Source organism: Brachybacterium phenoliresistens (assembly GCF_000576425.1).
Lineage (GTDB): Bacteria > Actinomycetota > Actinomycetes > Actinomycetales > Dermabacteraceae > Brachybacterium > Brachybacterium phenoliresistens.
In genome coordinates, this window is the sequence record NZ_KK070008.1 from 47,589 (window position 1) to 64,817 (window position 17,229).

The following is a 17,229-nucleotide window of genomic DNA, read 5'->3' on the forward strand; positions in this document are numbered from 1 at the left end:
TGGAGCCATGCAGAACGACACGCGCGAGCGGCTGCTCGACGCCGCGGCGGCGGTGATCCGCCGGGACGGGCTGGCCCGGGCCACGACCCGCCTGATCGCCCGGGAGGCCGGCTGCTCCGAGGCGCTGCTGTACAAGTACTTCCCCGACAAGCAGGAGATGTTCCTGCGCGTCCTCACCGAACGGGCGCCGCGCATCTCCGAACCGGCGGAGCTCCTGGGCCGTGCCACGGTCCGCGAGAACCTGGAGCTGCTGGTGACGCAGCTGTACGCCTTCTACCGCGAGAGCTTCCCGATGGCGGCGTCGATCTTCAGCGACTCCGCGCTCCTGGCCGCGCACCGCGCCGGCATGCACGCGCAGGGCGGCGGACCCCACGGACCGCACGCCCTGGTGGCCGCCTATCTCGAGGCCGAGCAGGAGGCCGGCCGGATCGCGGCGGGCGTCGACGTCGACGCCCTCGCCCGCCTGCTGGTCGGGGGCGCCCTGCACGAGGCGTTCCTCGCCGCCTATGCCGGGGAGGACCGCGAGGCCGGGGCCGATCTCGCGCGGCGGCTGGTCGATGCTCTGGCAGGGGTCCCCGCATGAGCGCGGGAGCAGAGCTCGCCGCCCTCCTGCACGCCCTGGACACGGCGCGGCGGCACGTGATCGCGCAGGTCGAGGCGCTGTCGGAGGTCGACCGGCGCACCGCGAGGCTCCCCTCCGGGTGGACGCCGCTGGGCCTCGTGCGGCACCTGACGCTCTCGGACGAGCGCTACTGGTTCGAGGTCGTCATCGCCGGCGGATCGCTGGACTACTGGCCCGAGGGGGAGGACGCCGACTGGCACGTTCCCGTGGGAACGCCCGACGCGGAGGTCCTCGCCGCGTACCGCTCCGCCATCGCCGCCTCCGACGCGATCCTGCACAGCCACGACCTGGAAGCGGCCCCGCTGCGCCCCGAGCCCGAATGGGCCGCGACCGGAGCCTTCGCGGACGTGCGCACCATCATCCTGCACGTCATCATCGAGACCAGCGCCCATGCCGGCCAGCTCGACGCCGTGCGCGAGCTGGCCGACGGCGGGCAGTACATCGTGGTCTGAGGCGAGCCGTCCGGGTCGTCAGGGAACGGCTGGTGCGGTGTAGCGACGGACCATCGCCCGGATCAGCTCCGCATGAGCGTAGATGTCATCGACGTCCTCGAGCAGGAATCGCTGCTCGACCTTGTTCTCGTCGAAGAGGCCGATGTGCTTCTTCGTCTTCCCGTTGAACCACAGCCGGGCGACGGTGCGCCTGTTGTTGTCGTCCAGCAGGATGGCGAAGTACGACTTGGAGTCGCGGTGCGTGATGCGCTGAGGCTTGACCTCGCTGCAGGCGATCGCCTTCACGATCTGATAGCCGGCGAGCTCTTCTTCCGTCGTCGTGACGTCAGATCCCCGCCGGTCCTCTCCTGCAGGTGGCACGAGTTCTCCGCTGTCATCGGCGGGCGCCTCGGGAGCGGAGGTGACGGGTGCGTCGGGTTCGGAATCTCCGAGCGCGGACTTCAGGCGGAGGTTCACCTGCTCCTTGAGGTACTGCTTGATCGCCTTCTCTGCGAGCGCAGAGAACTGCCGTAGGTTCTCCGCGGTGGCGCGCCTCTCCGAGACGCGCCCCATGAGGAGCTTCACGAGGTCGTTCGAGGGCTCGCGGAACTCGTTCGCGATCTCACGCTTCAGGGCGCCGACGTACTTCAGCTCTTCGGCCGAGCTGATGACCGAGTCGACATTGAACGTCTCCTTGGTGAGCTTCTGCAGCTCCGGGAGAATGCTCTCGTCGATGTCCAGGAGATCGAGAACGAGGAACGGCCGCTGATCCATGATGTTCGGTGCATCGAGGTCCGTGTAGAAGTTGTACACCTGGCCGTTGGTGAGGACTCCGATGCGCGCGTTCGTCACGGAGAAGTATCGGAAAAGCTGGGAAGCATGCTTGATGTGCAGTTCGTCGCCGATGCGCTTGCATTCGATGAGGATCTGCACCTCGGCGTCCTTCATGATCGCATAATCAACCTTCTCCCCACGCTTCGTGCCGTGATCCGCGGTGAACTCAGGCACGACCTCCAGCGGGTTGAACACGTCATAGCCGAGGACGCGGGAGATGAACGGCATGATGAACGCGTTCTTGGTCGCCTCCTCCGTCTGTATGGAATCGCGCTGCCCGCGCACCTTCGCGGCGACGTCGATGATGGATTCTTCGAAAGTCATTCTTTCCTCCCCTGATGATCGGGACGTGTCGGCGCTGCGCTGCGCGGTCCCTCGGGAAGTATCTCCGTGGGCAGGGACGCGTGGAGACGGTTCCGCGTCACGTTCTGATCTCGAACAGTCGAGCGGGGAGAGGCGCGAGGGCCTTCCCCCATCTCGGGCCTGCGCGTCATGCTGGCGTGCACCAGTCGCCCCGCAGCACGAGGAGCCCCGCGATGACCGATCAGCCCCAGGACGCCCCCACCGTCCGCGACAACCCCGCCGAGCAGCGCTTCGAGATCCACGTCGGGGAGACGCTCGCAGGCCTCTCCGCGTACCGAGACCTGGACATCGGCTCGGTGCGACAGCGCATCTTCTTCCATACCGAGGTCGACGACGCCTTCGCCGGGCAGGGCCTCGCCGGCATCCTCACCCGGGCTGCGCTCACCGAGTCCGTCGCCCGAGGTCGCCGCATCGTGGCGCTGTGCCCGTATGTGAAGCGATGGCTCGACTCCCACCACGACGTCGACGACGCCGTGGACCCCGTGGGCCCCGAGCATCTCCGCGCCGTCAGCTGATCGCGTGGGCCGTCCGACCGGAAGGTCATCGGCTCCGCCGATCACCTCTCGCAAGAGGTGCCCCGGTCCCGCTCTGCGGCGATGACGCGTGCCCGCGCCTGCACGAAGGTCGAGAGCGCGCTCAGGGAGGCGATCGCCGGTCTGCTCGCGGTGCGTCCTGCCCAGGCGCCGTATCTCTCGCCGGGCCCGGCGGACCGAGATCTCGGTGCTGGTCGCCCTCATCTCGCCGGCGCGGCGCCCGGCGGGTGGATGCGAGACGCCCGCCTCGAAAGCGGCGTCGCGAGGAGGAATACCGATTCCTCGATCACTCCGACCTGCTCGAAGGCCCGGAAGGGCGGATCGACGTCGGAATCCGCCTCGGTGATACCGTTCCCCTCGCGCGCCTCCCCAGAGCGAGGTGCTGCGCTGATTTTTTCCGCACAGGACGAACTGTTCACTCTTCGAGGGGGAGACACGTGAGCACGCTGTGGACATCCCCGAGGACGGGATACACCTACGACGTCACGAGTCGCGACAACCACGGATATTGGAAGGTCGTCGACGCGCCGACCTTCGTCACCTTCGGTGCGGTGATGTCGCAGCTGGCGGTGCTGGGCGGTGTCTTCACGGTTGCGGGGATGTTCTCCGCATTCGGGGTCGCGTTCCTGTTCGTGGGCATCACCATGGGGATCGCCCGCTGGTTCGTGACCCCCGTCCTCCTGGCGGTGGTGTGCCTGGCGCTGCTGGTGCTGCCGGAGGGCCGGCGTCGATGGCCGCTCCTGGTGGGAGGCGCCGCCTTCTGCCTTCTCATCCTGCTTCCGGGGACGCTGGCGTCCATGTATCTGCTGGGGCCGGGCATCCACACCGTGGGCACCGGCTATGCCTGGGCGGCGAGCCTCCCGCTGGTGCCCGTCATGTTCTTCGTCATGGCCGTGTGGCTGGCGATCCGCCGATCAGTGTGGGGCATGGTGCTCTCGCTGCTCATGGGCGCGATGACAGGGCTGATGTCTCTCCTGTCGTGGGTCGACACCCTGGCCGGTGCCCACCAGGTCACGGGGTGGGTTCCGCCGGCCGCTGGTCCCATGGCGATGGACAACATCCTGAGCGTGCTCACCTACCTGGTCGTGGCCGCGCTCCTCGCAGTGGTGTCGGGGCAGGTGTCCGTGTCGCTGGAACGGAGGATGCTCTCGCGCAGCGCCGTCGCCCGGCAGGACGTGACGGCAACGGCGACGGCACAGTCCCCGGGTTGAATCCGTCGCGCATCTGGTCCCCGAGAGCTGTCGCCGTGAAAGACCCGGAACGGCGCCCCCAGCAGGACTCGAACCTGCAACCTACGGATTAGAAGGCCGTTGCTCTATCCATTGAGCTATGGAGGCTGGTCACCGCGGCCGGCGCGGTGCCCGGTCGAGTGTACCGAGCCTGGCCCCGCTGCCGGCGCGATCCCGTCCGCGGTGAGCGCCGCGCCACGCTCAGCCCTGCCCGGTCAGCTCCCGCAGCTGCGCCTGGAGCTGTGCCTTCTCGACCTCGTTGCGGGTGAGGGCGATCGCCGACGCGCAGGCCTGGGCGGCCTCGTCGCGGCGGCCGAGGCGGCGGAGCATGTCGGCTTCCGCGGCGGCGAGGTAGGGGTAGATCTCGGCGATCGGATCGCTGCGCAGCGCCTCGAGGGCGGCGAGCCCCGCCGCGGGGCCGTCGCGGTAGCTCAGGGCGACGGCGCGGTTGAGCGCGACGACGGGGGAGGGCCATCGGGCCAGCAGCTCGTCGTACAGCGCGAGGATCTCCGGCCAGTCGGTCTCCTCCCACGAGGGCGCGGCGGCATGCGTGGCGGCGATGGCGGCCTGGATGCCGTAGCGCGTGATGCCCGCGCGCAGGCTTCGCTCGACCAGCGCGGCCCCCTCGGCGATCATGCCCTGGTCCCATCGGCCGCGGTCCTGCTGCGCGAGCAGCACCGCCTCGCCGGCGGGGGACAGGCGCGCCGTGCGGCGGGCGTCGGTGAGCAGCACGAGGGCGAGCAGCCCCGATACGCGGGGATCGCGCGGCACCAGGTCGTGCAGCAGGCGGGCCAGACGGGTCCCGGTCTCGAGCAGATCCTCGCGGTGCAGGGCCTCGCCGGAGAACGCCGTGTGCCCGGTCGTCACCACCAGATGCACCACGGCGAGGGCGCCGTCCAGACGCTCGTCGAGCTCCTCGGGCGCGGGGGCGCGGAAGGGGATGCGGGCCTGCGCGATCTTCTTCTTGGCGCGGGTCAGGCGGGCTGCCATCGCCGATTCCTGGACGAGGAACGCCCGCGCGACCTCCGCGGTGGACAGCCCGCACACCAGGCGCAGGGTCAGCGCCACCTGCGCGGAACGGTCCAGGGCGGGATGGCAGCAGGTGAGGATCAGCCGCAGGCGGTCGTCGTCGAGACCACCGGCGACCACATCGGCCGGGTCGGGGGCGCGCTTCTCCTCGACGGCGAGCAGCGGCAGCGTGCGTGCGCCGACGGCGCCCCGGCGCAGGGCGTCCAGAGCCCGGCGCCGGGCGACCGTGGTCAGCCAGGCGCCGGGCCGATGCGGCACGCCCTCGCGGGGCCAGTGCTGCACCGCCGCGGCGAAGGCGTCCTGGGCGCAGTCCTCGGCGAGGTCGAGGTCGCGGGTGACCCGGACGGTCGCCGCGACGACGGCCGCCCATTCCTCGCGGTGCGCGGACGCGACGGCCGCCCGCACGGCCGCCGCGTCCGGCAGGGGTGCGGGATCAGCCAGGCTCGACCACCGGCCTGATCTCGACGCCGGAGGCGTACTCGGCGGCGGTCTCCGGCAGCAGGGAGGCGAGGCGGATCGCGGCGTCGAGATCCTCGGCCGTGATCACGTAGTAGCCGCCCACCACCTCCTTGGTCTCCAGGAACGGGCCGTCGGTGACCTCGGGCCGGGCCCCGCCGCGGGAGCGCAGCGTGGTCGCGGTGGTGGTGGAGGCGAGCTCGCGGCCTTCGAGGACCGCCTCTCCCGCCGCCTCTCGGAACCGCCGGTGACCTGCGCCGATGCGGTCCTGCTCCTGCGGGGACATGCTGTCCCACGCCTCCTGGTCGCCGTGGATCAGAAGCATGTACGTACCCATCTCGTCCTCCTCGTGAGCGTCGCCGGGCCCCGCTGCGGGCCCGCTCGTCTCCTCGACGTACGAGCGCGCCGCCGGATCGACAGTCCGGTGCGGGAATCTGCGCCGGGATCGAGGCTACCGGGCGCCTGCCTGGCACCGCGGGCAGAGGAACACCGGTCGCGGCTGCGCGCCCTCGACGTCGGGCTGCGCCATCATCTGCCGCGCGATGCGGCCGTGGCAGCGACGGCACGGCCTGCCGGCGCGGCCGTACACCCACAGGTCGCCGTCGCGCCCCATCATCCCGCCGGTGGTCACGCGCACCGTGCGGTCCGCGTTGACGCTCAGCAGCCGATGGGCCAGGTCCACGAGCGCCCCCGGGTCCTGCAGTCGGGCGGTCGGGGCGAACGGCGAGATCCGCTGCAGGAAGCACAGCTCGCTGCGGTAGATGTTGCCGATCCCGGCCATCACCCGCTGGTCCAGCAGCGCCTGCCCGAGCGGCAGGTGCGCCTGGGCGCGGAGGTTCGCGACCGCCTCCTCGCGCAGATCCTCGTCCCAGTCCGGATCCAGCAGGTCGGGGCCCAGGTGACCGACCTCGAGATGCTCGTCCTGCGTGCGCAGCAGGTGCACCATCTTGATGTCGTAGCCGACGGCGCGGGTGATGGAACCATCGGCCCGGCGGGCCTCCAGGATCGCCCGGGCGGTGTGCGGGGCGCGGCGCTGGGCGGAGGTGTCCGAGCTGATCAGAGGCTTCTCGTCGACGAACCAGATGCCGTCCATCATGAGGTGGCTGTGCAGGGTCAGCGGCGCCTGCGGGCGATCCGCCGGCGGGAGCAGGCGCATCAGCAGGTGCTTGCCGCGGGGGAGGACCTCCTGGACGCTCCAGCCCACCAGATCCGCCTCCGCGTGGCGGGGCACCCGCAGCTCGGCGCGGGTGAGGACGGCGCCGGCCAGCGCCTCGTGCAGGATCCGGCACTGCCGGAACACGGTGTCTCCCTCGGGCACGGTCACCGCCCTCCGGCGCGCAGGCGGATCGCACGGGGGGAGCGGTAGCAGCCGGCCTCGGCCATCGCCGCGACGACGTGCGCGACCTCCTCCGCCGCGATGGGGTGCCCGGCGATCCGCTCCACGGCCAGCGCGGGGAGCAGCGCGTCCTGGGCGATGGCCCGCACCAGCAGGCGCACGGCATGCGCGGTGCGGGCCGGGGACGCGTACCACAGCAGGGACTTCCCGCCCCGCTCGAGGACCGCGGCGACCTGCCCGTGATCCAGCACCACGAGGGAGCCGGCGCGGCGGGCGGGCCGCGGGGCGGTGCCCTCGGGCGGGGCGATGGCCGGGTCGGGCCACGGCAGCGCGGCGCCGTATGGGTTCGCCGGATCGGTCGCGGCCAGCACGGCGCCGCCGCCCGCAGGGGCGCCGTCCGCGGCCTCGCGGTGCGCGGCCAGCTCCCGGTCGCGGTCCCGCAGCCGGTCCACGGCGCCGGGCGGGGCGAACTGCGCCGCCCCCAGCCCGTCCACGAAGTAGCCGCGTCGCGCCGCGCCGCTCTCCTCCATCCGCGACAGGACGCGGTACATGGTCGCGAAGGATCCGGGGACGTCCTCGATGCCCATGCCGCCGCGGGTCAGCACGCCGTGCCGGTCCAGGAGCAGCGTCGCCAGCGCCGTCGCCCGGGCGGAGGGATCCACCGCCGGCACCTGCAGGGCGGACCACCGGCCGGAGCCCGCCGGGCCCGTCTCCAGCTCGGAGACGCTGTGCGCCCCCGTGCGCAGCATCGCGGCGGACAGGCGGGCCGCGCCGCGGCGGCTCGCGGGGCGGGAGCGGCCGCGCGGGCCGCGCGAGGGCTTCGCGGGGCCCTGGGCCAGGCCGCGCAGCGGGGCGAAGGAGTCGTTGGTGACGAGCGTGGAGAAGGCCAGCTCCCACAGCGCCTGCGTCAGCTGCGGCGGGTCCACGGCCCCGCCGCCGTCGGCATCGGCCGCGAGGGCCCGCAGGATCTCGGTGTGCCGCAGCGCGCCGGGCGCCGAGCGCAGCAGCGCGAGCACCCGGCCCGGCAGCGAGGCCGGGTCGATCTGCGCGGCGGCCTCCTCGATCGCGCCCGTGTCCAGGCCCAGCGGCAGGGCGTCGGCCAGGTGCAGCCGCACCCAGCCGTCGTCCGAGCCCAGACGGCCGTGGCCGGTCCACACCAGCTCGCCGCGGGAGAACATGCCGTCCAGCAGGGCGGGGGAGGCGTCGTGCAGCCGCGCCGGGAGGATCTGCGACTCCCAGATCGACAACGGCAGCGACACCCCGGTCAGCTGGTCGACCACCGAGAGCACCCCATCGCTCCCCGACCAGGCGGACCGGCCGGCGGCGCCCTCCTCGTCCCGCTCGCGCACCTGCTGCCACTGCCCGAGGAACCGGGCGTACGCGGCCGGGGCGACCGGTTCGATCTCCTTCCGGGAGGCGGCGAGGCTCGCCCGGCGGATCCGACGCAGCACCTCGGTGTCCACCCATTCGGTGCCCTCGCGGCCGGGGGTGAACTCGCCGCTGGCGAGCGCGCGGTCCGCCACCAGCGCCTCCAGCGCGCTGCGGGCGACGCCCGGGGCCAGGCCGTGGGCAGAGACCGCCTCCTCCAGCAGGACGGGGCCGCGCGATCGGGCCCACCGCGCCAGCAGCTCCTCGACGGGGCGGGCCACCGGCTCGAGGTGCGGGGCCGGGATGCCCGGGGGGAGCGCCGTGCCCAGGGCGTCCCGCAGCAGGCCGGCGTCCTCGATCGCCGCGAGGTGCTCGGTGCCGGCGATCCGCACCGTGATCCCCCGCCGGGAGGCCAGCAGCTCCTCCCGGGCGGTGCCCGCATCGGCCGCCGGATCCATCCGCCGGGCGATCTGCTCCGGGGTCAGGGGCCCCAGCCGTCGCAGGGCGTCGGCGAGGTCCTCCGCGCCGCGCAGCGCCCGCTCCGGGGTGAGGCCCTGGAGCTGCTGGACGACCAGGTCGATCGAGGCGGGGTCCAGCAGATCGCGCAGGCTCACGGTGCCCAGCAGCTCCGCCAGCAGGGTCTGGTCCAGGGCCAGCGCGGCCGATCTCCGTTCGGCGACGGGGGCGTCGGCGTCGTAGAGGAACTGCGCGATGTAGCCGAACAGCAGCGAGCGGGCGAAGGGCGAGGGCGAGGACGTCTCCACCTCGCGCACCTGCACGGTGCGCGCGCCGACCTCGCGCATGAGATCCACCAGCGCCGGGAGGTCGTACACGTCCTGCAGGCACTCGCGGGCCGCCTCGAGCATGATCGGGAAGTCCGGGTAGGGGCGCGCCACGTCCAGCAGGTGCGCCGCCCGCTGGCGCTGCTGCCACAGGGGAGCGCGCGAGCCCGGGTCCCGCCGCGGCAGCAGCAGAGCCCGGGCGGCGCACTCGCGGAACCGCGAGGCGAACAGGGCCGAGCTCCCCACGAGCCGGCGCACCTCCTCGTCGATCTCCTCCGGCGAGAAGACGAACAGATCCGCGCCGGGAGGCTCCTCCCCGTGGGGGATGCGCAGGACGATGCCGTCGTCCGCGGCCATCACCTGGCCGTCCAGCCCGTAGCGGTCCTGCACGCGGGCGCCGACGGCCAGGGCCCACGGCGCCGTGATCCGCTGGCCCAGGGCGCAGTGCAGCACGACGCGCCAGTCCCCCAGCTCGTCGGGGAACCGTTCGATGACCAGGGTCTGCTCGCCCGGGACGGTGCCGGTGGCCTCCTCCTGGCCGCGCAGGTAGCTCAGCACCGCCCCCTGGGCGTTCTCGTCCAGGCCGATCTCCGCCAGGGCGGCGCGGGCGGTCTCGGGGGCGGCCGCGGCGATCTCGTGGGAGAAGCCGGCCAGCGCCCTGCCGAGGGTCACCGGCCGTCCCGCGCCCTCCCCGTGCCAGAAGGGGATCCGCCCGGCCAGGCCGAAGGCGGGGGAGACGCTCACCCGGTCGTGGGTGATCTCCTCGATGCGCCAGCTGGAGGTGCCCAGGGTGATCACGTCCCCGCGGCGGGACTCGTAGACCATCTCCTCGTCGAGCTCGCCGACCCGACGGGCCTGCGAGTCGTCGTCCCCGGCGACGATGAACACGGGGAACAGCCCGCGGTCGGGGATGGTGCCCCCGCTGGTCACCGCCAGGCGCTGCGCCCCGGGCCGGGCCGTGAGGGTCCCGGCCTCCCGGTCGAGCACCAGCCGCGGGCGCAGCTCGCTGAAGGCGGTCGAGGGATAGCGCCCGCACAGCAGGTCGATCGTCGCGTCGAAGAGCGATCGCGGCAGCGCGGCGTAGGGCTGCGCGGAGCGGACCGTCGCGAACCAGTCCTCGACGTCGAGCTCGTCCATCGCCGCGGCGGAGACCGTCTGCTGGGCGAGCACGTCCAGCGCGTTGCGCGGCACCGCGAGCGGCTCGATGCGCCCGGCCAGGGACTCGCGCACGGTCACCGCCGCCCGCAGCACATCGGCCGAGTGCAGGGGGTGGACGATCCCACAGGAGACCGCGCCGACGTCGTGCCCGGCGCGGCCGATGCGCTGCAGCGTCGAGGAGATCGCCGGCGGGGTCTCGACCTGGATGACGAGGTCCACCGCGCCCATGTCGATGCCCAGCTCGAGGGAGCTGGTGGCGACCACGCAGCGCAGCTGCCCGGACTTCAGCTGGTCCTCGATGAGGTGGCGGTGCTCCTTGGACATCGACCCGTGGTGGGCTCGAGCCACGTCCTCGACCTCGCCCGCGTCCGGGGCGCCGTCCGGGTCGGACCGGGTCGGGTCCGGGGTCCCCGAGGTGGGGCCCATCGCCCAGGTCGCCGGGCCGGCCGGTGCCTCGCGGCCCGCCGCCGCGGCCGTCCGTCGGCGGTGCAGGACGTTCAGGCGGCTGGTGAGGCGCTCGGCCTGGCGCCGGGAGTTGGTGAACACGATCGTCGAGCGGTGGGCGAGGACCTCGTCGAGCACCGCCCGCTCCACATGCGGCCAGATGGTGCCGGAGACGTCGTCCTCGTCGACGGCATCGGCCGGAGGGTCGATCGCCTCGAAGTCGGCGATCGGCAGGCGCACGGACAGGTCGAGCTCCTTGGCGGTCGGCGGGCGCACCACCGCGACGTCCCGTCCGGGACCGGCGAGGAAGGCGGCGACCTCCTCGGCGGGCTCCACCGTCGCGGACAGGCCGATGCGCTGGGCCGGGCGCTCCAGCAGCGCGTCCAGCCGGGCCAGGGACAGCGCCATGTGCACCCCGCGCTTGGACCCGGCGACGGCATGGACCTCGTCGACGATCACCGTGCGCACATCGGCCAGCGAGTCCCGCGCCGAGGAGCTGAGCATGAGGAACAGCGACTCCGGCGTCGTGATGAGGACGTCCGGCGGGGAGGCGACCAGGCGCCGGCGCTCGGCCGCCGGGGTGTCGCCGGTGCGCATGCCCACGCGCACCCCGCGCGCCGGGAGGCCCAGCCGCTCCGCGCTGCGCTGCGTGCCCACCAGCGGCGAGGTGAGGTTCCGTTCGACGTCCGCGCCGAGCGCCTTGAGCGGGGACAGGTACAGCACCGACACCCCGGAGCGTCGCTGCGGGGCCTCGGCCGGGGGAGCGAACATGAGCTCGTCGATCGCCATGAGGAAGGCCGCGAGGGTCTTCCCGGAGCCCGTGGGAGCGATCACCAGGGTGTCGCGCCCCTCGCGGATCGCCGCCCAGGCGCCCGCCTGGGCGGGGGTGGGCACGCCCAGCGCCTGCTCGAACCAGTCGCGCGTGGCGGGGGAGAGCAGGTCCAGCGCCTCCCGCGCCGGGGCCGGATCCTCCGCCGGGGCGCCCCCGGGTCCTGTGGTCGTCATCGCCCCATTGTGGCGCGCCGCACCGACGCTCGATGTGTTCGCCCTGGATGAACGCGTGCGTCCCCGCCGGTCCCTCGGGCATGCCCGACCTCCCCATCCGCTGGTCGGGCATGGCAGGATTGCCGGAGGCGGAGACCCGTTTCCGGGCTGCGCGCACGTCAACCGAAAGGGATGAACGACATGGCGGAGTACACGCTTCCTGATCTCGACTACGACTTCGGAGCCCTCGAGCCGGCGATCTCCGGCCGGATCATGGAGCTTCACCATGACAAGCACCACGCGACCTACGTGAAGGGCGCGAACACGGCTCTCGAGAAGCTCGCGGCCGCTCGGGAGTCCGGGGACTTCGGCGCCATCAACCAGTTCTCGAAGGACCTCGCGTTCAACCTCGGGGGTCACACCAACCACTCGATCTTCTGGAAGAACCTCTCGCCCGAGGGCGGCGACAAGCCGACCGGCGAGCTCGCCGCCGCGATCGACGAGTACTTCGGCTCCTTCGACGCCTTCCAGGCGCACTTCACCGCCGCCGCTCTCGGCATCCAGGGCTCCGGCTGGGCCATCCTGGCCTACGAGCCGCTGGGCGGGAACCTCGTCATCGAGCAGTTCTACGACCAGCAGAACGGCGTCCCGGTCGCCACGATCCCGCTGTTCCAGCTGGACATGTGGGAGCACGCCTTCTACCTCGACTACCAGAACGTGAAGGCGGACTACGTCAAGGCGATCTGGAACATCGTGAACTGGGCCGATGTCCAGGCGCGCTTCGAGAACGCCCGCAAGACCACGGGCCTGGTCACCCCCGGCGCCTGATCGGCGCCCGCCGCGGCCCCCAGGGCCCCGGCACGACCGCTCGACGGCCGGTCCCCGCCCCGGGGGCCGGCCGTCGGCATGTCCGCTCCTCCTCCCCACCCCCGGGTTGTCCACCATCGGCGCGAGGCCCTGGTCCGCACCGGCACGGCGGACGACGCTGGTCGCAGACGGCATCGCCGGCGACGGGGACGGTCCCCGCCGCCCCGGGCGGGCCGAGGGAAGGACGTGAGGACATGAGGGACGTCAGGACCACCATCATCGGCAACGCGACCGGGGACCCCAGCATCCTGCGCGGCGGCACGGAGCCGTTCACCGTGCTGGTGCGCGTCGCGGTGAACGGACGCTACTTCGACAGCGAGACCGGCCGGTTCGAGGACCGCCGGGCCGAGTACTTCAACGTGTTCCTGCGCCGCCACCTGGCACGCCACGTGCTGCGCTCGGTGCACCGGGGCGATCCGCTGATCGTGACCGGGAGGCTGGGATCCTCGGAGTGGACCACCGTGGAGGGCCAGACCAAGCACTCGATGACCATCGAGGCGGAGGGCATCGGGCACGACCTCACCTTCGGCGCGACCGTCTACACCAAGGCGGACGCCTTCGAGACCCCGGACATGGATCCCCGCAGCGGCGAGGTGCTGCCGCCGCTGGAGACCAGGCCCCCCTCGGGCGGGCGGAGCTCCGGGGCGATGACCTCGGCCGCGGCCCGCGAGGAGGCCGAGGCCCGGGAGGCCGACGCGCTGGTGCCCGACGACGCGGAGGACCGGGTCGGAGGGGAGCCGCGCGAGCTCGTGGACCGCTGAGAGGACCCGGGGACCGCGGACGGGATCAGCCGTCGGGCGGGCTCAGCCCTCGGGCAGCTCGCGGAGGCTCTCGGCGAGGGCCTCCGCGAGCTGGGGCAGCAGCGCCGGGCCCAGCACGAAGCGGTCCGCGTCCGCCGCCCCGGGGGAGGTCTCGCCGCGATCGCGCCGCAGGGCGGAGTAGGTCGTCCCCTCCTGCGAGGCGGCGACCACCACCCGCAGCGCTCCGCCGCGCAGGGCGTCGGCGGTGCGGCGGGCGGCGTCGTCCGCCGCATCCAGGCTGCTGCGCCAGCTCTCCGCCGGCAGATCCAGCGCGACCGCCCCGCCGAAGGCGATGTCCGGCCAGGCGAGCTCGGCCAGCGCCCGCAGCGGGTCGTGGACGCGGGGCACGTCGTCGAGCTCGATCGGCGTGAGGGGCGCGGAGTCCGCGGCCAGGGCCAGGGAGGCCTCGTCCCCGAGCAGAGCGGCGATGCCCGGCTGGCGGGCCATCAGCTCCGCGCTGCGGGCCAGCGCGAACCAGCGCGGTGCGGCGAGGGCCTCCCCGTCGACGTGCCGGGCGATCTCGAGGACGGCGGCGGCGAGGGCAGCGGTCGGCGCGTCCAGAGGGTCGCCGTCGGAGGTGCGGGGCGCGGAATCGTTCATCACTGCCTGTCAGGTCGACCTGTCACAATAGGAGGGCCACCGCCATGGGCGGCGGCACCACACTGTACCCGGGACCGCGCATCCGGGCCGGAGCATCCCTCCGGCATCGGGCGCGACGTCGTCGCGACGAGGCGGCCCGGGGGCCGACGATCATCAAAGGTGACCCGTGAGCTTCTCAGCCTCCTTCGGAGACCGACCTCGTCCCGCGCCGCGTCCGGGCGCCGATCCCGCCGGAGGGCCCCACCGGGTCTCCCCGGTGACGATCACCCTCATCGTGCTCGGCGCCCTCGTGCTGGCGCTCGTCCTGGGATCGGAGATCTACACCCGATACCTGTGGTTCGACCAGCTGGGCTTCACGCAGGCGCTGACCACGCGCTGGCTCACCCAGGGCATCCTGTTCGTCCTCGGGTTCGTGCTGTTCTCCGTCCCGCTGTTCTTCAGCCTGCGCATCGCGTACACCAAGCGGCCGGTCTACCCGCCGGTGACCCGCGAGCAGGAGGCCCTCGAGCAGTTCCGCAGCGCGATCGATCCGCTGCGCCGGGGCGTGACCATCGCCGCGCCGCTGGTCATCGGCGCCTTCAGCGGCCTGGCCGCCTCCCGCAGCTGGCAGGAGGTGCAGCTGTTCCTGCATCCTCAGGACTTCGGGCAGACCGATCCGATCTTCGGGATGGACGTCGGCTTCTACGTCTTCACCCTGCCGCTCATCGACATCGCCATCGGCTTCGCGCAGTTCGTGTGCCTGGTCGCGGCGGTCGGGGCGATCGCCGGGCACTTCGTGTACGGCGGCGTCGCCTGGAGCCAGGAGAACGGCCTGGAGGTCACCACCTCCGCCCGTCGGCACCTGGGCGTGCTCGCCGTCGTGTACGTGCTGCTGCTGGGCGTGGGGCACTGGTTCCGCCGCTACGGGCTGCTGACCGAGAAGGGCGAGACCTTCGACGGCGCCTCGTACACGGACGTCAACGCCCTGCTGCCGGCCCAGACGATCCTCGCGATCTGCGCGGTCGTCGTGGCCGCCCTGTTCGGCGTGTGGATCGCCCGGGCCGACTGGCGCATCCCCGCCATCGGGGCGGGGCTCATGATCGTGGCGACGCTCATCGTCGGCGGCGGCATCCCGTGGGCCATCCAGCAGTTCAAGGTCGCCCCGAACGAGCGCAGCCTCGAGCGGACGTACATCCAGTACGGGATCGATGCGACCCGCAGCGCCTACGGGGTCGACGACGTCACCGAGGTCCCGTACGCGGCCACCACCGACGCCGAGCCCGGCGCCCTGCGCTCGGACGCCGAGACCACCGCGCAGATCCGCCTGATGGATCCGGCCGTCATCTCCCCGACCTTCGAGCAGCGCGAGGCCAACCGTGCCTACTGGGGCTTCGACGCCGTCCTCAGCGTGGACCGCTACCAGATCGACGGGCAGCTGCAGGACACCGTGATCGGCGTGCGCGAGCTGCGTCCGGACAAGTTCGACCTCGCCTCGCGCACCTGGGTCGACCAGCACATCATCTACACCCACGGCTACGGCACCGCGGCGGCCTTCGGCAACCAGCGCAACGCGGACGGCGAGCCGGCGTTCTACCAGTCCGGCGTCCCGGGCCAGGGCGCCCTCGGCGAGTACGAGGAGCGCGTCTACTTCGGCCGGTACTCGCCGGACTACTCGATCGTCGGCGCCCCGGAGGGGGCGACCCCCGAGGAGTTCGACTACCAGGCCGGCACGGACGGCGAGGAGTCCGGCGCCCAGCGCACCAACACCTTCACGGGCGACGGCGGGCCCAGCATCGGCAACTGGCTGCACCGGCTGCTGTATGCGATCAAGTTCCGCGACCCCAACATCCTCATCTCCAGCTACGTGAACGAGGAGTCGCAGATCCTCTACGACCGCAACCCGCAGCAGCGGGTGCGCGAGGTCGCTCCCTTCCTCTCGCTGGACTCGCAGATGTACCCGGCCGTGGTCGACGGCAAGCTGGTGTGGGTGATCGACGCCTACACCACGAGCGATCGCTACCCGTACTCGCACTCGGTGAACCTCGACGCGGTCATCAACGACTCGCAGACGAACCCCGCCGAATCGGCGGGCGCCCGGGTGCGCGAGGCGAACTACCTGCGCAACGGCGTCAAGGCGACCGTCGACGCCTTCGACGGCTCAGTGAAGCTGTACGCCTGGGACACGGAGGACCCGATCCTGAAGGCGTGGGCGGAGGTCTTCCCCGACGCCCTGAGCCCGGCCAGCGAGATCGACGCCGACACCATGAGCCACCTGCGCTACCCCTCGGACCTGTTCAAGGCGCAGCGCCACATCCTGTCGACGTACCACGTGACCAGCGCCGACGAGTTCTACGGCCGTCAGGACTTCTGGCAGGTGCCGCCGGACCCGACCCGGGAGGCGCCCCAGAACCCCGACGGCACCGCCGGCCAGCAGGCCCCGCAGCCGCCGACCTACCTGACCATGCAGGTCCCCGGCCAGGAGACGCCGCGGTTCACGCTGTCCTCGAGCTACATCCCCGCCAACGGCCAGAACGTCATGACGGGGTACCTCGCGGTCGATTCGGAGACCGGATCGGAGGCCGGCAACCCCGCCGAGACCTACGGCGATCTCACCCTGCTCGTGCTGCCGGCCACCAACCCGGTCAACGGGCCGGGACAGGTGCAGGCGGCCTTCAACTCGGAGCCGAACGTCTCGCGGGCGCTGAACCTGCTGAAGTCCGGGAACTCCGAGGTCATCAACGGCAACCTGCTCACGCTGCCCGTGGGCGGCGGTCTGCTCTACGTCCAGCCGGTGTACCTGCAGTCCTCCGCCTCCGGCGGCGGCACCCAGTACCCGCTGCTGCAGATGGTGCTGGTCTCCTTCGGCGAGAAGATCGGCTTCGCCCCGACGCTGGACCAGGCGCTGGACGAGGTGTTCGAGGGAGACTCCGGCGCCACGGCCGGCGACGCCGAGGTGCCCGCGACCGGGGAGGCAGGCTCCGCCGAGACCGACACGGGGGACGACGCCCCCGCCGATCCGGACGCCGGAACGGCCACCACCCCGCCGGCCGACCCCGAGACGACCGCGCCCGCGGCCGACCCGGGCACCGCCCAGGAGCGTCTGGACCAGGCCATCGCCGACATGGACCAGGCCGTCAAGGACTCCGAGGACGCCCTCGCCCGCGGGGACTGGACCGCCTACGGCGAGGCCCAGGAGCGCCTGCAGGACGCCGTGAACCGGGCCGTGCAGGCGAACGACGAGCTGAACGGCACCAGCCCCGAGCCGGCCGCGAGCGACGGCGGCGGCTGATCCCGGTCGCATCCGGCCGTCGCCCCGCGGGCGGCGGCCGGATGGACGGGCGGGGAACGTGGGGTAGCCCACGAACGGGCCGCGCCGGTTGGGACTCTCGGCGTCGCGGGCATATGCTGGAGGAG

13 protein-coding genes and 1 tRNA gene are annotated in these 17,229 nt (G+C 72.6%); 7 read left to right on the forward strand and 7 right to left on the reverse strand.

All coding sequences use genetic code 11. The annotated features are described in order from the left end of the window. Positions 1-7 precede the first annotated feature (7 nt). Both BF93_RS17455 and BF93_RS17460 read left to right on the forward strand, forming a co-directional pair. The gene (locus tag BF93_RS17455) at positions 8-583 is read left to right on the forward strand and encodes a TetR/AcrR family transcriptional regulator (RefSeq protein ID WP_038374413.1); all 576 of its coding nucleotides are present in this window, start codon (positions 8-10) and stop codon (positions 581-583) included. Further along, positions 580-1,074 (forward strand): mycothiol transferase, encoded by a 495-nt coding sequence (locus BF93_RS17460; protein ID WP_038374414.1) that lies wholly within the window; start codon positions 580-582, stop codon positions 1,072-1,074. Before BF93_RS17455 ends, BF93_RS17460 begins: the two co-directional genes overlap by 4 nt. Positions 1,075-1,092: 18 nt before the next feature. Here the strand turns inward: BF93_RS17460 and BF93_RS17465 are convergent, their stop codons facing one another. After that, positions 1,093-2,211: a type I restriction endonuclease gene (locus BF93_RS17465; protein ID WP_038374416.1), complete on the reverse strand. Its 1,119-nt coding sequence runs from the start codon at positions 2,209-2,211 to the stop codon at positions 1,093-1,095. A gap of 212 nt (positions 2,212-2,423) precedes the next feature. Between BF93_RS17465 and BF93_RS17470 the strand changes: the two genes are divergently transcribed. Further along, a complete protein-coding gene (locus BF93_RS17470) occupies positions 2,424-2,765 on the forward strand; it encodes a GNAT family N-acetyltransferase (RefSeq protein WP_038374417.1) in 342 nt (113 codons plus the stop codon). A gap of 455 nt (positions 2,766-3,220) precedes the next feature. Continuing rightward, entirely contained in the window at positions 3,221-3,994 is a 774-nt protein-coding gene (locus BF93_RS17475) for a hypothetical protein (protein WP_038374418.1), read from the forward strand. 53 nt (positions 3,995-4,047) lie between these two features. Here the strand turns inward: BF93_RS17475 and BF93_RS17480 are convergent. The 5 genes from BF93_RS17480 to BF93_RS17500 all read right to left on the reverse strand — a co-directional run bounded on the left by BF93_RS17480 (position 4,048) and on the right by BF93_RS17500 (position 11,590). Next, positions 4,048-4,120, reverse strand: a tRNA-Arg gene (locus BF93_RS17480). A gap of 93 nt (positions 4,121-4,213) precedes the next feature. Continuing rightward, on the reverse strand, positions 4,214-5,446 hold the full coding sequence (locus BF93_RS17485) for an RNA polymerase sigma factor (protein WP_232226487.1): 1,233 nt from the start codon (positions 5,444-5,446) through the stop codon (positions 4,214-4,216). Positions 5,447-5,474: 28 nt separating this feature from the next. Further along, the gene (locus BF93_RS17490; protein WP_038374421.1) at positions 5,475-5,834 is read right to left on the reverse strand and encodes a YciI family protein; all 360 of its coding nucleotides are present in this window, start codon (positions 5,832-5,834) and stop codon (positions 5,475-5,477) included. A 114-nt stretch (positions 5,835-5,948) separates the two neighbouring features. Next, positions 5,949-6,797: a DNA-formamidopyrimidine glycosylase family protein gene (locus tag BF93_RS17495; RefSeq protein WP_232226488.1), complete on the reverse strand. Its 849-nt coding sequence runs from the start codon at positions 6,795-6,797 to the stop codon at positions 5,949-5,951. A 20-nt stretch (positions 6,798-6,817) separates the two neighbouring features. Then, the gene (locus BF93_RS17500) at positions 6,818-11,590 is read right to left on the reverse strand and encodes an ATP-dependent helicase (protein WP_051487158.1); all 4,773 of its coding nucleotides are present in this window, start codon (positions 11,588-11,590) and stop codon (positions 6,818-6,820) included. 180 nt (positions 11,591-11,770) lie between these two features. On the opposite strand from BF93_RS17500, the gene BF93_RS17505 reads away from it, so the two are divergent. Continuing rightward, positions 11,771-12,397 (forward strand): superoxide dismutase, encoded by a 627-nt coding sequence (locus BF93_RS17505; RefSeq protein WP_038374423.1) that lies wholly within the window; start codon positions 11,771-11,773, stop codon positions 12,395-12,397. A gap of 233 nt (positions 12,398-12,630) precedes the next feature. After that, complete coding sequence (locus tag BF93_RS19175) at positions 12,631-13,197, forward strand: single-stranded DNA-binding protein (protein WP_051487159.1); 567 nt, start codon at positions 12,631-12,633, stop codon at positions 13,195-13,197. A 42-nt stretch (positions 13,198-13,239) separates the two neighbouring features. Here the strand turns inward: BF93_RS19175 and BF93_RS17515 are convergent, their stop codons facing one another. After that, a complete protein-coding gene (locus BF93_RS17515) occupies positions 13,240-13,836 on the reverse strand; it encodes a PPA1309 family protein (RefSeq protein ID WP_038374424.1) in 597 nt (198 codons plus the stop codon). A 166-nt stretch (positions 13,837-14,002) separates the two neighbouring features. On the opposite strand from BF93_RS17515, the gene BF93_RS17520 reads away from it, so the two are divergent. Then, positions 14,003-17,104: a UPF0182 family membrane protein gene (locus BF93_RS17520; RefSeq protein WP_038374425.1), complete on the forward strand. Its 3,102-nt coding sequence runs from the start codon at positions 14,003-14,005 to the stop codon at positions 17,102-17,104. Positions 17,105-17,229: the final 125 nt, after the last annotated feature.

Excerpts from the sequence above, each read along its gene's own strand:
- BF93_RS19175 (WP_051487159.1), top strand. The coding sequence starts at position 12,631 with ATGAGGGACGTCAGGACCACCATCATCGGCAACGCGACCGGGGACCCC.
- BF93_RS17500 (WP_051487158.1), bottom strand. The coding sequence starts at position 11,590 with ATGACGACCACAGGACCCGGGGGCGCCCCGGCGGAGGATCCGGCCCCG.
- BF93_RS17505 (WP_038374423.1), top strand. The coding sequence starts at position 11,771 with ATGGCGGAGTACACGCTTCCTGATCTCGACTACGACTTCGGAGCCCTC.
- BF93_RS17460 (WP_038374414.1), top strand. The coding sequence starts at position 580 with ATGAGCGCGGGAGCAGAGCTCGCCGCCCTCCTGCACGCCCTGGACACG.
- BF93_RS17490 (WP_038374421.1), bottom strand. The coding sequence starts at position 5,834 with ATGGGTACGTACATGCTTCTGATCCACGGCGACCAGGAGGCGTGGGAC.
- BF93_RS17470 (WP_038374417.1), top strand. The coding sequence starts at position 2,424 with ATGACCGATCAGCCCCAGGACGCCCCCACCGTCCGCGACAACCCCGCC.
- BF93_RS17515 (WP_038374424.1), bottom strand. The coding sequence starts at position 13,836 with ATGAACGATTCCGCGCCCCGCACCTCCGACGGCGACCCTCTGGACGCG.
- BF93_RS17455 (WP_038374413.1), top strand. The coding sequence starts at position 8 with ATGCAGAACGACACGCGCGAGCGGCTGCTCGACGCCGCGGCGGCGGTG.
- BF93_RS17465 (WP_038374416.1), bottom strand. The coding sequence starts at position 2,211 with ATGACTTTCGAAGAATCCATCATCGACGTCGCCGCGAAGGTGCGCGGG.